At 63.8% G+C, this 14,082-nt stretch carries 13 protein-coding genes; 12 read left to right on the top strand and 1 reads right to left on the bottom strand.

What is annotated here, in order from left to right:
* The first annotated feature begins 138 nt into the window (after positions 1 to 138).
* The 8 genes from glnE to WG899_RS10255 all read left to right on the top strand — a co-directional run bounded on the left by glnE (position 139) and on the right by WG899_RS10255 (position 8,409).
* Entirely contained in the window at positions 139 to 2,889 is a 2,751-nt protein-coding gene (glnE, locus tag WG899_RS10290) for a bifunctional [glutamate--ammonia ligase]-adenylyl-L-tyrosine phosphorylase/[glutamate--ammonia-ligase] adenylyltransferase (protein WP_339595549.1), read from the top strand.
* On the top strand, positions 2,868 to 3,473 hold the full coding sequence (gene rrtA, locus WG899_RS10285) for a rhombosortase (protein ID WP_339595548.1): 606 nt from the start codon (positions 2,868 to 2,870) through the stop codon (positions 3,471 to 3,473). The genes glnE and rrtA overlap by 22 nt, the downstream gene beginning before the upstream one ends.
* A 138-nt stretch (positions 3,474 to 3,611) precedes the next feature.
* Positions 3,612 to 4,553 (top strand): transporter substrate-binding domain-containing protein, encoded by a 942-nt coding sequence (locus WG899_RS10280; RefSeq protein WP_339595547.1) that lies wholly within the window; start codon positions 3,612 to 3,614, stop codon positions 4,551 to 4,553.
* 74 nt (positions 4,554 to 4,627) lie between these two features.
* Entirely contained in the window at positions 4,628 to 5,422 is a 795-nt protein-coding gene (locus WG899_RS10275) for a substrate-binding periplasmic protein (protein ID WP_339595546.1), read from the top strand.
* A 54-nt stretch (positions 5,423 to 5,476) separates the two neighbouring features.
* Positions 5,477 to 6,142, top strand: coding sequence for a glutathione S-transferase family protein (locus WG899_RS10270; protein WP_339595545.1), 666 nt, complete (start codon positions 5,477 to 5,479; stop codon positions 6,140 to 6,142).
* A gap of 124 nt (positions 6,143 to 6,266) precedes the next feature.
* Entirely contained in the window at positions 6,267 to 6,617 is a 351-nt protein-coding gene (locus WG899_RS10265) for a GntR family transcriptional regulator (RefSeq protein ID WP_339595544.1), read from the top strand.
* Positions 6,614 to 7,498 (top strand): ABC transporter ATP-binding protein, encoded by an 885-nt coding sequence (locus WG899_RS10260; RefSeq protein ID WP_339595543.1) that lies wholly within the window; start codon positions 6,614 to 6,616, stop codon positions 7,496 to 7,498. The genes WG899_RS10265 and WG899_RS10260 overlap by 4 nt, the downstream gene beginning before the upstream one ends.
* A gap of 17 nt (positions 7,499 to 7,515) precedes the next feature.
* On the top strand, positions 7,516 to 8,409 hold the full coding sequence (locus tag WG899_RS10255; RefSeq protein ID WP_339595542.1) for a hypothetical protein: 894 nt from the start codon (positions 7,516 to 7,518) through the stop codon (positions 8,407 to 8,409).
* Between the two features lie 50 nt (positions 8,410 to 8,459).
* Here WG899_RS10255 and WG899_RS10250 read toward each other — a convergent pair whose 3' ends face one another.
* A complete protein-coding gene (locus tag WG899_RS10250) occupies positions 8,460 to 9,464 on the bottom strand; it encodes a MerR family transcriptional regulator (protein ID WP_339595541.1) in 1,005 nt (334 codons plus the stop codon).
* 102 nt (positions 9,465 to 9,566) lie between these two features.
* Between WG899_RS10250 and WG899_RS10245 the strand changes: the two genes are divergently transcribed.
* From WG899_RS10245 to WG899_RS10230, 4 genes are all read left to right on the top strand, one after another.
* Positions 9,567 to 10,154, top strand: coding sequence for a glutathione peroxidase (locus WG899_RS10245; protein WP_339595540.1), 588 nt, complete (start codon positions 9,567 to 9,569; stop codon positions 10,152 to 10,154).
* A gap of 493 nt (positions 10,155 to 10,647) precedes the next feature.
* Positions 10,648 to 12,003: an NAD(P)/FAD-dependent oxidoreductase gene (locus tag WG899_RS10240; RefSeq protein WP_339595661.1), complete on the top strand. Its 1,356-nt coding sequence runs from the start codon at positions 10,648 to 10,650 to the stop codon at positions 12,001 to 12,003.
* Positions 12,000 to 12,824 carry a DUF1365 domain-containing protein gene (locus WG899_RS10235; RefSeq protein ID WP_339595539.1) on the top strand — a complete coding sequence of 275 codons (825 nt, stop codon included), beginning with the start codon at positions 12,000 to 12,002 and terminating at the stop codon, positions 12,822 to 12,824. The genes WG899_RS10240 and WG899_RS10235 overlap by 4 nt, the downstream gene beginning before the upstream one ends.
* A gap of 14 nt (positions 12,825 to 12,838) precedes the next feature.
* Entirely contained in the window at positions 12,839 to 14,080 is a 1,242-nt protein-coding gene (locus WG899_RS10230; RefSeq protein ID WP_339595538.1) for a class I SAM-dependent methyltransferase, read from the top strand.
* Positions 14,081 to 14,082 lie beyond the last annotated feature (2 nt).

Genomic DNA, 14,082 nt, shown 5'->3' with positions numbered 1-14,082 from the left:
CATTTAGAAGAAGGAAGCACTTGCCATGAAGCCGTTGACGGAAAACCCTGGGACGCCCTGGCGGCAAAATAGCCATCGCCCTGAGCCTTGGCAATCTAGCACAGCGACCACTCACTTTTGCCGATGAGTTTTCCCGAGATGACTACGCCTTCACCCGTTTCCGGCCCTCGGGCATTGGCCGAGTACAGCCGTTTTGTCCAACGCGTGCGGCGCCGCTATGCCGACGAGTTGTCGCTGCTGCCGCCCGGACTGCCGAGCCGCCCCGTGATTGAGGCGCTGGTGGGCACGCTGCAAGCCGCCGGACGGCCCTTGGCCGCGGCCCTGCGGGTAGCGCGCCATCTGGTGCTGGAACGGCTGGCGGTGCTGGACATTGAAGCCAACGCGGCCATGCACGACATCACCGCCGCCATGACCCATCTGGCCGAGGTCAGCCTGTGTCTGGCGCTGAAGGCCGCCCGCGCCGAACAGGACGCCATCTCCGGCGCGGCCCGCAATGCCGCCGGTGAGGTGATCGAGTTCTGGGTGCTGGGCATGGGCAAGCTGGGCGCCCGGGAATTGAATGTCTCGTCCGACATCGACCTAATTTACGTCTACGACGACGAGGGCATGACCGATGGCCCCATCCCCATCTCGGCCCATGAATACTTTGCCCGCGTCGCCAAGCGCCTGTATGCGTTGATCGGCGAGGTCACCGACGATGGCCAGGTCTTTCGGGTCGATTTGGCCCTGCGGCCGAACGGCAACTCCGGCCCGGCCGCCGTCAGCATGGCCATGCTGGAAGAGTACTTCCTCGTCCAGGGGCGCGAATGGGAGCGCTTTGCCTGGCTGAAGAGCCGGGTGGTGGCGCCGTTGGAGAGCGTGCAGAACGGTCTCGCCCTGGGCCTGCGCTCCTTGGTGACGCCATTTGTCTATCGCAAATACCTGGACTACGGGGTGTTTGAGGGCCTGCGCCAGCTGCATCGCAAGATCCGCGACGAAGCGCGCGCCCGCGCCGTGGGCCGGCCCGAGCGGGCCAATGACGTCAAGCTCTCGCGCGGCGGCATCCGCGAGATCGAGTTCACCGTGCAATTGCTGCAGGTGGTGCGTGGCGGGCAATTCCCCGAGATCCGCACCCGCTCGACCGTCAAGGCGCTGGGACGCCTGGCCGAGCGCGGCCTGATGAAGGCCGAGACGGCCGAGAAGCTGGCCACCGGCTATGAGTTCCTGCGCCGGGTCGAACACCGCATCCAGTTCCTCGACGACCAGCAGACCCATTGCCTGCCGAGCAGCGATGAGGACCTGGGCTGGATCGCCCGCAGCATGGGCCTGGTCTGCCAGAAGGAGACCTGCGAGCTGCTGGACCGGCTCTGCGAGATCCGCGAAATCGTCGCCAATGAATTCGACGCCTTGCTGCACGATGGTCAGGCGCCGGCCAAGGGCGGCAATGGCTGCCGAGGCTGCAATGGCCCGGCCCTGCCGGTCGACGCCGAGGAATTCCTGGCCAAGCTCCAGCCCGAGTTGGCGGTGGCCGTGCGGCGCTGGGCCGAGCAACCACGCGTACAAAGCCTGCGCGAGGAGTCGCGCCTGCGCCTGGCCAAGCTGGTCGGCCGGGCCGCGCTGGCTGTGCGCGACGAAGGCTGCAGCATCGAAGCGGCGGTGCGCTTTGTCGACTGGATCGAGCCGCTGCTGCGCCGCGAGAGTTATTTGGCCCTGCTGGTCGAGCGGCCGGCGGTGCAAACCCGCTTGCTGCGCCTGCTGGGCCTTGCGCGCTGGCCGATGCGCTACCTGATGCTGCACCCCGGTGTGATCGACGAATTGGCCGACAACCGCTTGCTGCATGACCGCTTCGACGGCCCCGGCTTTGTGGCCGAGTTGCAGGCCCGCCACGAGGCCTGGGAACGCTCCGGCGAGGCCCATGAGGAGGCCTTGCTCGACACCTTGCGGCGCGCCCACCATGCCGAGGTCTTCCGCACGCTGGTGCGCGACATCGAGGGCCACATCACCGTCGAACAGGCAGCCGACGAGTTGTCGGCGCTGGCCGACGCAATCCTGCAATGCACGATTGCCTGGACCTGGGCGCGCCTCAAGCAGGCCCACCGGCCGAGCCCACGCTTTGCCGTGATCGCCTACGGCAAGCTCGGCGGCAAGGAGCTGGGTTACGGCGGCGACCTCGATGTGGTCTTTCTCTTCGACGACGAAGATGAGGCCGACAAGGACCTGGTGCCCGAGGTCTATGGCGCCTTTGTGCGCAAGCTGATCACCTGGCTGACCGTGCGCACCGCCGCCGGCGAGTTGTTCGACATCGACACCGCACTGCGCCCGAACGGCAACTCGGGCATGTTGGTCACCTCCTTGGCTTCGTTCGAGAAATACCAAACCGGCCGCGGCAGCAACACCGCCTGGACTTGGGAGCACCAGGCCATCACGCGGGCGCGTTTCTGCGCCGGCGACGCCGGCCTGGCTGAACGCTTCGAAGCGGTGCGCCGCCATGTGCTGACCGCGCCGCGCGACCACGCCGCGCTGCGTCAAGAGGTGCAGGCCATGCGCGACAAGGTGCGCGCAGCCCATCCGGTCAAGGCCGGCAGGTTCGACATCAAGCACAGCCCCGGCGGCATGATGGACGCCGAGTTTGCCTTGCAGGTGCTGATCCTGGCCCATGCGGGGCAACACCCCGAGTTGATCCCGAACGCCGGGGCGATTGCGCTGCTGCAGCGCGCCGAAGAAGCCGGGCTGCTGCCTGCGACCGTGGGGGTCGCTGCGGCCAATGCCTACCGCGAACTGCGCCGCGCCCAGCACCGCGCGCGCCTGGATGAACAGCCAACGGCCGTCGACGACGCCACGCTCGAGACACTGGGACTGGCCAAACATCGTGATGCGGTGCTGGCCTTGTGGCAGGCCGTGTTCGTCTGAACATGGTGGCGCGGGCCTGGGTGGCGCTGGGGGCGCTGCTGTTCTTGGCCGCCCTGCTGGTGGCAGCGCAGCCATGGCCCAGCCAAATACTCGACTGGCAACCACAACTGGTGGCTAGCGAGCCCTGGCGGGCTTGGAGCGGCGCGCTGGTGCACTGGAGCCGGCAACATTTACTCGCTAATCTGGCCGCCTGCGCGATGGTGACCTTGTTTGGCTGGGGCGCGCGGGTGCCGGCACGCTGCGCCTTGGCTTGGTTCATGGCCTGGCCACTGACTCAATGGGCCTTGCTGAGCCAGCCCGACCTGGCGCACTTTGGTGGTCTCTCGGGCATCTTGCATGCCGGCGTGGCGGTGGTGCTGGTTGAGCTGCTGAATCGGCAAGGCCGCGACCGTTTCGTTGGCGCCTGCGTCAGCCTGGGCCTGTTGATCAAACTCTGGCAGGAGCAGCCCTTCGGCGAACCCATGCGCCAGTTGGCCGAATGGGATATCGCGGTGGTGCCCTTTTCCCACCTCACCGGCGCGCTGGCCGGGTCGCTATGCGCCCTGCTCTTGTTGCGGCGCTCGGCGCGCCAAGCGCGCACTTGAGGCTATCGCCAGCGTAGGCCGAGCCAGCGCTCGCCACGGCAAGGCGAAGTGCCACAATTCGGCCACAATCCGTAGGCGCGGCGTCAGTTTCAGGTGCTGAACTCGCGCCTCAACCTGGGCCTCCATCCAACTTCACTCGTGCCTGATTCCGTGTACAGCTCTCAAGACAGCGCAGAGGCCACAGGCTCGGCGGCGTCTTTGACTCGGCGAGCCAGCCTGCTGCAATTGCTGGTGATGCCGGCGCTGCCCGCCTTGCTGGGCGCGACGCCTGTGCAGGCTGCGCAGTCCAGTGAGCCACTGCTGGCCGCTGGGCCGGCCGATGTGATGGCCGACTTTCAGCGCTTTCTCAATCAGCGCGACCCCCTCAGCATCAGCGATTTTGGCGGCCCCTATTCGCGCCGCGATGTGGCCGAGGTCTTGCTGCTGCATCAGGCCCTGCAAGCCGGAGCCTGGACCTCGAGCCTGCGTTTCCTGGACATGCCCTCCGGCGAACGTCTGCTGCGAGAGATCGGCTCGGGCCATGCGATTTGCAGCGCCACTTGCTATTGGAGCGAAGACATCGCCGGGGCCGAAGCCGACCTGACGCTGAGCCTGCCGGTGCTCGGCCAAGGCGAGTTCGAGGTCGGCCTGTATGCACTGCCATCGAACCGGCAGGCCCTGGCCGCCAAGACGCTGGACGATGTGCGCCGCTTGCGCGTGCTGTCCAATCGAAACTGGGTGGTCGACTGGCGCACGCTGGACCGACTGGGCCTGGAGCAGCGCCAGCATGTCACCAACTGGGAGCTGATGCCCAAGATGTTGGCGGCCGGCCGGGCCGACTTTTTGCTGGCACCCTTCCAGGCCTCGCCCGATTTGTCTTTGCAGGTAGGCCAGGTGAAGCTGATCCCCATCCCGGGCATCAAGATCGCCATGCAGGGCACGCGCCACTACCTGATCTCACGAAATCATCCGGAGGGCGCGCAACTGAAAGCCCGCCTCGATGCCGGCCTGCAAGTGCTGCGCCAGCAAGGGCGGATTCGCAAGGCCTATACCCAGTCGGGTTTTTTCAATCCTGCTGTGTCGCAATGGCTGCGGTTTTAGAACCTTCAACCCGACCTCGTGTGAGGCTGCGGTGCTCTTGGTTCGCCGGCCTGCTGAGTCTGTTCAGTCTGTGTTTGGCAACGACTTCGCTGGCGGCCACACTGACCTTTCCGCTGCCCGCCGATGGCGACCGCAGCCGCTACAGTTTCGAGTTTGAACTGCTGCAGGCGGCCTTGAACGCCAGCCAAACTGGCAAGACCGAAGCGGACCAGTTGCGCTGGTCGACCCAGAACATGACCCAGGGACGTGCCCGCATCGAAGTCGCGGCCGGCAACTTGTCGGTGGTGCACAGCTATGCAACGCCCGAGTTGGATCAGCAACTGACGCCGGTGCCGTTTTCCCTGGACAAGGGACTGAACAGTCAACGCATCTTGCTGACCCGGCGCAGCCTGCTGCCCAAGCTGGCCGCCATTCGCAGCGCCGATGATTTGCGGGATTTGCGCTTCGGCGTGCTCGGCAGTTGGAGCGACCGACGCCTCCTGCAAGGCATGGGCTTCAAGGTTGAAACCACCGAATCGTTCAGCGGATTGTTCAAGATGCTGGGCCTCGGGCGCAGCGACGTGATCATGAGTGGCCTGCTGCATATGCAACAGGTGACCCCCTTTATGGCCGAGCCCAGCGATTTGGAGTGGGAGCCCACGCTGCTGATCACCGTCCCTTCACAACAGCGTTTCTACACCGCCCGCACGGCCGAAGGCGAAGCGCTGGCCAAGCGTTTGCTGCGCGGTTTGCAACGCTTGCAGGCCTCGGGTGAGTTCGACCGTTTGCATACCCAACACTTTGGTGAGCAAATCTCGGCCGGCAACGGGCGCCGCGTGATCCATCTGCTGGACAAAAACGCCGCGGCCTTGTCACCCCCGCGCCAGTGAGGCCCGCCAACGGGCCGTAGACTGGCCGCCTCTATCCCAGGCCGGAGCCTAGCCATGATTCAGCTGTGCGGTTTTTCGCTGTCGAACTACTACAACAAGGTCAAGTTCTACATGCTCGAAAAGGGCATCCCCTTCGAGGAGCACTTGGTCATGACCCATTCGCCCGAAGAAGCGGTGCTGAGCTGCTCGCCTCTCGGCAAGATTCCTTTCATCCGCACACCACAAGGCGCGCTGTGCGAAAGCCAGCTGATCCTGGACTACCTGGAAGCCGCCTACCCGCAGCCGGCGCTGCTGCCCGCCGACCCCTTCGGCGCCGCCAAGCAACGCGAGTTGATCACCTTCATCGAGTTGCACCTGGAATTGGTGGCGCGCGAGTTGTATCCGCAGGCCTTTTTCGGCGGCACCGTCAGTGAAGGCACCCAAGCCCGCGCGCGCAAACTGCTGGTCAAAAACATCGCCGCCTTCAAGCGCCTGGCTCGGTTTGCGCCCTTTGTCGGGGGTGAGCAGTTCTCGATGGCCGATTGCGCCGCCTGGGTCAGCCTGCCGCTGGTCGCCATGGCCAGCAAGGCCGTGCTGGGCGAAGACCTGCTGGCCGCCGGCGGCGTTGACTGGAAGCCCTACGCCAAGCTGATCGGCGAGCGCCCGGCGGCACTGAAGGTGGCCGCAGACCGCAAGGCGGATCAAGAGCGCATCGCCTTGCTGAAGGCGCAGGCCGGCTAAAGCCGCGGCGCCAAACGCTTCATCCCCCGTTTTCTGCAGACTGTCGGGCGCGGCTTGGGCCGCCCGGGGTGCTTTGTTATGGTGTGCTACATCAGCAACACACAGGCCAAGCGCCCAGGTTGATATGCAAAACTGGAACGACACCGCACCGATCTATCAGCAACTGGCCGACCGCCTGGCCGTGCAGTTGCTGGACGGCGCCCCTCCCGAAGGCGAAGCCTTGCCCTCGGTCCGCAACCTGGCCAGCCAGTACCTGATCAACCCTTTGACGGTGACGCGTGCACTGCAAAGTCTGGTCGATATGGGTCTGGTGGAAAGCCGTCGCGGCCTCGGCATGTATGTGCTGCAAGGCGCCAAGGCGCGCTTGCGCAAAAGCGAGCGCGAAGCCTTTTTGCAAAAAGAATGGCCTTTGCTGCGGGAAAAACTGCGCCGCCTTGGGCTGAGCGCCACCGACTTGAACTGGGAGACGAAATGAGCCACCTGATCGAAGCACGCGACTTCAGCCTTCACTACGGCTTCGGCAGCCGCCGCAAGACCGCCGTCGACAACATCAGTTTCAACATCCCCAAGGGCCGCGTGATCGGTCTGCTGGGGCACAACGGTGCCGGCAAGACCTCGCTGATGAAGGCCATGGTCGGCCTGATCGGCGGCGCTGGCGACCTGAAGGTGCTGGGCTTGGACCCGCGCCAGCAACGCAATGAATTGCTGCAATCGATCTGCTACATCCCCGATGTGGCGGTGCTGCCGCGCTGGGCCCGGGTCGATGAGTTGATCACCTTGATGAGCGGCCTGCAGCCGCGCTTCTCGGCCGAACGGGCGCGCACCCTGCTTCGGCGCACCAGCGTCGGGCCGCGCGACAAGGTCAAGAGCCTGTCCAAGGGCATGGTGACGCAGTTGCATCTGGCGCTGATCGCCGCCATCGATACCCAGTTGATGATCCTGGACGAGCCGACGCTGGGCCTGGACGTGATGTCGCGCAAGAGCTTTTATGAGATGCTGATCGACGAGTGGTGCGATGGCGAACGCACCGTGGTGATCTCGACCCACCAGGTCGAGGAAATCGAAACCTTGCTCAGCGACGTGATGATGATGGACGAGGGCCGCCTGGTGCTGAACATCAGCCTGGAGGAAATGGACTCGCGCTTCATGGCCTTGTCGCACGACGCCGCGGCCGCCGATGCGGTGGCCGGTGCCCACCCACTGCTGCGTTACCGCCTGCAAGGTCGCCCCGCCGCACTGTTCGATGGCGCGCCGCCCGAGCATGTGCAGCAACTCGGCCAGCGCTTCCGCCCCAGCCTGGTGGACCTGTTCATGGCCCTGACCCGCAAGCCCGAGCTGCAAAGCCGTCAAGCCTGAAGCCTAGGAGAGAAAAAATGACTTCGACAAGATACATGACATTGCTGCAGCGCGAGTGGATGCAGCATCACAAAGGCTGGCTGATCGTCATGCTGGCTGCACCCATCCTGCTTTTGTTGGCCATGCCTTTTGGCAAGGTCGAAATGGATGGCGTGCAACTGCCGTCCACCCTGCTGGCTGCGGCCGTGGTGGGCATCACGACCATCGGTGTCTGGGCCATCACGTGGTTGGTGACCTCGTTCCAACTGCCCGGCCTAGCGCGGCGAGACAACCAAGACCGTTCGATTGAGTTCTGGCTCTCACTGCCAGGCTCGCATACCGAGAGCATTTCGGCGACGCTGCTGATGCACACGGTGTTCGTCTCGGTGCTGGCCTTGGCTCTAGGGGCCGCGATGGGACTGGTGATGGCCATGGCCGTCGTGGTCAAAGTGATGGGCTTTGGGGCCTTGACGGACGTGTCTTGGTGGTCGCTGGGTGTGGCCACAGTTGCCGGCTTGCTACGCGTCAGCCTGGGTGCGGTGCTGTTCTCGCTCTGGTTGGCCCCGATCTACCTGATCACGATGGCGGCCGCGGCTTGGCTCAAGCGCGCCGGTGTTCCTGTCGTCATCGCCGTGATCGTGATTGCCGGCAATGTGCTGGACAAGGTCTATGGCAACCCCATCATCTGGAAGCTGCTGGAGCAACAGTTTGATGGCGCTGGACGAGCCCTCTTTGATGCCACCCACAGCTTGCGCGGCGGCGAGCCCGTCAAGGCTGAAGCGATGGAGATGTTCAATGGCTTCGCTGGCTGGGTCGCCCAAGACGCCTGGGCCGCCGTGATGAACCTGGCCTCCCCGCATTTCATCGGCGGCTTGGCCGTGGCAGCGGGCTGCTTTGGCCTGCTGATCCTGCACCGCCGCAACAACCACTGAGTCGGCCCCACCGCCTGCGCCATCGAGCCCGCCACTGGCGGGCTCTTTTTTTACTCGTCCACGTTTCCGCTCACTTGCAGGGTTCGCCAAGCGGCCACCGCCGCCGGCAATTCACCCAAGTCGGTCATGCAGCGAATACCCGGCACTTGCGGGTCACGGCGGCGCAGCAGCAGCGCACTGCCTCCCGCCCACAGTTGCACCGCCGGCGGCAACGCGGCGCGCAACTCGCTCAAGCCACGTTTCACCGCGGCGCTGGACATCAAGCCGCTGAAACTCAGGGCCACGATGTCGCTGGCATGTGCCAACGACGCGCGAGGCAAGGCCTCCAAGGGCGTCTGCACGCCGAGCGACAGGCATTGGCAGCCCTCCACGACCAGCATCGACTCGGCCATCAACAAGCCCAAACCATGGGGTTCCCCGGGCAAGGTGCTGAGCAGCACACGCGGCCGCTCGGCAGGTACCCGCAAGCTTTGCTGCGCCAGCCCCTGCACCGCCTGCCTCAACAGCTGTTGAATCAGCTCGGTGTAGATGTGCTCCTCGAACACCTCCAGCTCACCGCGCATCCAGGCATCCCCGACCCGCGTCGTCAAAGGCGCCACCAATTGCTGCACAAAGCCACCCAAGCCTTGGCGCAGCAAGGCTTGGGTCAGGAGGCGCCGCAATTCCTCAACCTGGTGCAAGCGCAGCATCTGCAGGCATGCTTCGATCGTCTCGTCTTGGGGAATCTCACCCCGACGCTCGGGCCCAGCAAGCGGCTTGCGGGCACCGTCTTGCGAAAGCTGCTGCAAGGTGTCCAGCGTGGCGGGCACGACACGCCCAGCGCGGTGCCCCGCATCGATCAGACGTTTCAGCAGACGCAGGCGCTGCACCTGTTCGACCGGATAGACACGGTCGCCCACTTCATCACGCAAGGGCGCCGGAAAGCCATAGCGACGCTCCCAAATGCGCAGGGTGTCCTTGCTCAAGCCGGTGTCCCGCTCCACCGCGGCGATGCCGGCGAGGCCAAGCATTGGCTCCGGCTCGGACGGTGGAGGGGCGTCAATCGCAGCAGACATGCAGCTCTTTCATGGGCGTGAAGTTGTCCTAGACAAACAAAAGACAAAATGAAATGTTTGTACTAATATAGTCATACGCAAGAGATTTGACTAGGACAAACAATGAACAAACGCCGGTATTTTGCAGCAAGGGCCAGCACCTACTTCGGCGCTGTATTGTTCTTGTCCACCCTCCACACGGCCCAGGCCGCGCCGGCCAACTGCCCGGCATTGCTGCAACGCGACATGCCGCGGCTGCAAGATGAAAAGCCCCAAGCGCTGTGCCAATACGCCGGCAAGGTGCTGCTGGTGGTCAACACCGCCAGCTTTTGCGGTTTCACCTCCCAGTACAAGTCCCTGGAGACGCTGTCTGCCCGCTACGCCGACCGAGGCTTGGTGGTGCTCGGATTCCCCTCCAACGACTTTGGCAGCCAAGAGCCGGGCAGCAACAAGGAAATCGCCGAGTTTTGCGAGAACACCTTCAATGTGAAGTTCCCGATGTTTTCAAAATCGGTGGTGAAACCGGGGCGCCCCGACACCAACCCGCTGTTTGCGGACTTGGCCCAACGCACCGGCTCGAGCCCGAAGTGGAACTTCCACAAATACCTGATTTCGCGCGATGGTCGGCAGGTGCAGAGCTTTGGCTCGATGACCGATCCTTTGAGCCGCAGCATCACCGAAGAGGTGGAGCGGCAATTGGCCAAACCCTGACGTTGACAGGTGCCCCATGACGACCCATGCTGCAAGCGTTGACGCATTGGCAAGGCCCCTGACGCCGAATTCCGACGTCATGGATGCGCATCAGCGACAAACCAATTCATCAATGACGAATTCATTGCGCAGCCTTTGTAAACAATTGCAAACGCAAGAAAAAAGTTTTGAAATTTTCGAAAAATCGCTAGCATTGGCACACTTACAGCCGCAAAGTCTCCCCTCTGTTGGGGCTGAAATCCAGAAGCCGTTTTCCTCCTCCTCCCTCCCTCCCTCGTTGGCTTCGGGGCACTTTGCGGCTACTTTTATACCCAAGGCCTCCGCCCATGGCGGGGGCCTTTTCAATCGCGGCGCCCAGGCCCTCGGCCTCAAACTTCCACCCAACTATTTGCAGCGCGAAGCCCACGCAAACGGAGGCAAAGGCGCAGCGGGTGCTGAAGACGGCGTCGGCTCATTGGGCGCAGCCGCCCATGCCGCAGACCTGCTGCCTTTGCTGCAGCAACTCGGCAAACCGCGCCAGCCCAACAACGCCGCCAACCGACGCGTCGCCGTCATCGGCTCGGGTATTGCCGGCCTGTCCGCCGCCTGGGCCCTCAACTCACAAGCCCATGTGACGCTGTTCGAGGCGGGCAACTACTTTGGTGGCCACACCCACACGGTCGACCTCGAACTCGAAGGGCGCCGTCACGGCGTCGATACCGGTTTTCTGGTCTTCAATGAGCGCACCTACCCCCTGTTGATCCAGTTGTTCAAGCAACTGGAGGTGCAGGTCGCGGCCAGTGATATGTCGTTCTCGGTGCAACTGCCGGAGCAGGATTTGGAATGGAGCGGCAGCAATTTAAACAGCGTCTTCGCCCAGCGCAGCAATTTGTTGCGACCCGCGTTCTGGGGCATGTTGCGCGATCTGCAGCGCTTTAACTCGCTCTGCACCCGCCTGGCCGAGCGCGGCGAAGAGGCCGCCTTGTCCCAACCGATCGGCGAATTCCTCACCCAGCACCGCTTGGGTCAGGCCTTCCGCGACTGGTATTTGCTGCCGATGGTGGCGTGCATCTGGTCCTGCCCGACCAGCCAAATGCTCGCCTTCCCGATCAGCACGCTGATTCGCTTTTGCCACAACCACGGGCTCTTGCAAGTGACGCAGCGGCCGCAGTGGTACACCGTCCGCGGAGGTGCAAAGCACTATGTCGAGAAGCTGCTGAGCGGCATCAGCGATGCGCGACTGAAGACGCCGGTATTCAGCGTTAGCCGCAACGCCGATGGATCCGTTCAGGTGAATTCGAGCCGAGGCAGCGAGCGTTTTGATGAGGTCGTGATGGCTTGCCACAGCGACCAAACGCTGGCGCTGCTCGAGCAAGCCAGCCACAGCGAGCGGCAGATCCTGGGCGCCATCCCCTACCACCGCAACCGGGCTGTTCTGCATACCGATACCGACCTGCTGCCGCGTCGCCACGTTGCTTGGGCGGCCTGGAACTACGAGCATGGCGGCCCGGCCCGCAAGGGCCAGGCTAGCCACGAGCAGCAAGCCGTGTGCCTGCATTACCTGCTGAATCGTCTGCAGCCCCTGCCTTGGCAGCAGTCGGTGATCGTTTCGCTGAACCCGGTGCGCGAACCGGCGCCGGCCAAAACGCTGGCCGAGTTTGATTACGCCCACCCGGTCTTCGATCAAGGCGCCGTGGCGGCCCAGGCCCGCCTACCCGAGATCCAAGGCGAAGGCCATGTTTGGTATTGCGGCGCCTGGACTCGCTATGGATTCCATGAGGATGGTTTGTTGTCCGGTCTGAAGGTGGCTCAGCGCCTGTTGAGCCAATGGGCCACCATGCCAACGCCACCGACCAGGGGGACGGCATGAGCCAAGGCGATCGCGCAAGCGGCAGCACGGCCTGGCCCGCCCAGGCCATGATCGGCCGTGGCCAGGTGCGCCATCGCCGCCTCGCGCCCGCGAACCATGCCTTTGCCTATCGCAGCTATTTCCTGATGCTGCCGATGCGCACCCTGCGGCACACGCCCTGCCCGGCCCTGCATCGCAACGGCCAAGGCGCGGGCCTTGCACGACTGAATTGGTTGAGCTTTCATGACGCCGACCATGGCGACGGCGGTCCCGACTGCCTCGCCTGGTTGGACGCGCTGCTGCTGCGCGAGGGTGTGGAGGACGCCAAGGGCGAGGTCTGGCTGCATTGCTACCCACGAGTGCTTGGTCACGCCTTCAAGCCGGTCAGCTTCTGGCATTGCCAACGCCAAGACGGGTCCCTGGCTGCCATCGTGGTCGAGGTCAACAACACCTTCGGCGAACGTCATTGCTATTTGCTGCAAGGGTCGTCGCTGGCCTATGGGCGGGCCATGCTGGCCAGCAAGGCCTTCCATGTTTCGCCGTTTTGCCGCGTGGCCGGACGCTACCGCTTCCGTTTCATGAACAGCCAGGGGCCGGACGCGATGCGCTGCGTGGCGCGTGTCGATCATGAGGATGAGCAAGGCCAACTGCTGCTGCAGACCAGCATCAGCGGAGAGTTGCAAGCACTCACCGAAGCCAGCGCCCGCCATGCCTTCATGAGCATGCCCGCGCAAAGTCTGATGGTGCTCGCACGCATCCATTGGCACGCCCTGCAGTTATTACTCAAACGCGTCCCCTTCTTTGGCAAACCTGCCGCCCCCGAAACCCTTGTGACCCGCTGAGGGCCTTGCACGCTATGAACACCAACACGCTCACACCGCGCATCAACCTGCCCGACAATGCGCCGCCCGCTGCACGCACCGTATTCAAGCTGCTCGGCCACCTGCGCCACGGCAGCTTGGATGTGCAGCTGCCTGATGGCGCATCGATGCACTTTGGCGCCAAGCCGGGACAGCATGCGGAGACGCACGCGACACGCGCGGCCTTTCGCATCCGCGACTGGGCAGTCTGCACGGCCACACTGCGTTCGGGCGACATCGGCTTTGCCGAAAGCTATATGGCCGGCCACTGGAGCAGCCCGGACCTGCGCGCTTTGCTGGAATTGTTCATCCGCAATCGCGAGGTGCTTGACGAGGTGATCTTCGGCTCTTGGTGGGGCTCGGCCTTGCATCGCTTGCGCCACCTGTTCAATCGCAATAGCCGCGCCGGCAGCCGCAAGAACATTCATGCGCACTACGACATCGGCAATGACTTTTACAAGCTCTGGCTGGACCCGAGCATGAACTACTCGAGCGCCTGGTTCGACGGCCAAGCCCAAGGCTCATTGACCGAAGCGCAAACCGCCAAGATGACCCGCGCGCTGCGTGAATGTGGTGTTAGTGAAAACGACCGCGTGCTGGAACTGGGCTGCGGCTGGGGCGCGGTGGCGGAATGCGCCACCCGTGACTTTGGCGCCCATCTGACCGGCGTTACCTTGTCGCACGAGCAATTGGCGTGGGCGCAGCAGCGCCTGCAACAAGCCGGCTTGGCCGAGCGCGCCGACTTGCGCCTGCAGGACTACCGAGACATCGCCGACCCGGCCTTCGACGCCATTGTTTCGATCGAGATGTTTGAGGCGGTCGGGCGCGAATACTGGGACGGCTACTTCAAGACCGTGCACGACAAACTCAAGCCCGGTGGCCGCGCCTGCATTCAGACCATCACCATCCGCGACGATTTGTTCGAGCGCTACAGCCGCTCCAGCGATTTCATTCAACAGTACATCTTCCCCGGCGGCATGCTGCCCAGCCCGAGCCAATTCCGCGCCCACGCCGCCAAGGCCGGTTTGCGCATCAGCAATGAACTGGCCTTTGGTCAGGACTATGCCCAGACCTTGCACCTGTGGCGCGAAGCCTTCCTGCGCCACGAAACGCAGGTGCGGGAGCAGGGCTTCGACACCCGCTTTGTGCGCCTGTGGGAGTTCTACCTGGCCTATTGCGAGGCCGCTTTCGCGGCTGGCAATACCGATGTGATGCAGTTCACCCTGCAAAGAGACTGAGC

Origin of the sequence: Paucibacter hankyongi (assembly GCF_037482915.1) — a bacterium.
In the GTDB taxonomy this organism is placed as follows: Bacteria; Pseudomonadota; Gammaproteobacteria; order Burkholderiales; family Burkholderiaceae_C; genus Paucibacter_A; species Paucibacter_A hankyongi.
The sequence above is the reverse complement of the archived record's forward strand: the minus strand, read 5'-3'. Positions and strand labels throughout refer to the sequence as shown.

What these genes read in the sequence shown, in the direction of transcription:
- glnE (WP_339595549.1), top strand. Translation starts at nt 139, where the DNA reads ATGACTACGCCTTCACCCGTTTCCGGCCCTCGGGCATTGGCCGAGTAC.
- WG899_RS10270 (WP_339595545.1), top strand. Translation starts at nt 5,477, where the DNA reads ATGATTCAGCTGTGCGGTTTTTCGCTGTCGAACTACTACAACAAGGTC.
- WG899_RS10265 (WP_339595544.1), top strand. Translation starts at nt 6,267, where the DNA reads ATGCAAAACTGGAACGACACCGCACCGATCTATCAGCAACTGGCCGAC.
- WG899_RS10260 (WP_339595543.1), top strand. Translation starts at nt 6,614, where the DNA reads ATGAGCCACCTGATCGAAGCACGCGACTTCAGCCTTCACTACGGCTTC.
- WG899_RS10255 (WP_339595542.1), top strand. Translation starts at nt 7,516, where the DNA reads ATGACTTCGACAAGATACATGACATTGCTGCAGCGCGAGTGGATGCAG.
- WG899_RS10250 (WP_339595541.1), bottom strand. Translation starts at nt 9,464, where the DNA reads ATGTCTGCTGCGATTGACGCCCCTCCACCGTCCGAGCCGGAGCCAATG.
- WG899_RS10245 (WP_339595540.1), top strand. Translation starts at nt 9,567, where the DNA reads ATGAACAAACGCCGGTATTTTGCAGCAAGGGCCAGCACCTACTTCGGC.
- WG899_RS10235 (WP_339595539.1), top strand. Translation starts at nt 12,000, where the DNA reads ATGAGCCAAGGCGATCGCGCAAGCGGCAGCACGGCCTGGCCCGCCCAG.
- WG899_RS10230 (WP_339595538.1), top strand. Translation starts at nt 12,839, where the DNA reads ATGAACACCAACACGCTCACACCGCGCATCAACCTGCCCGACAATGCG.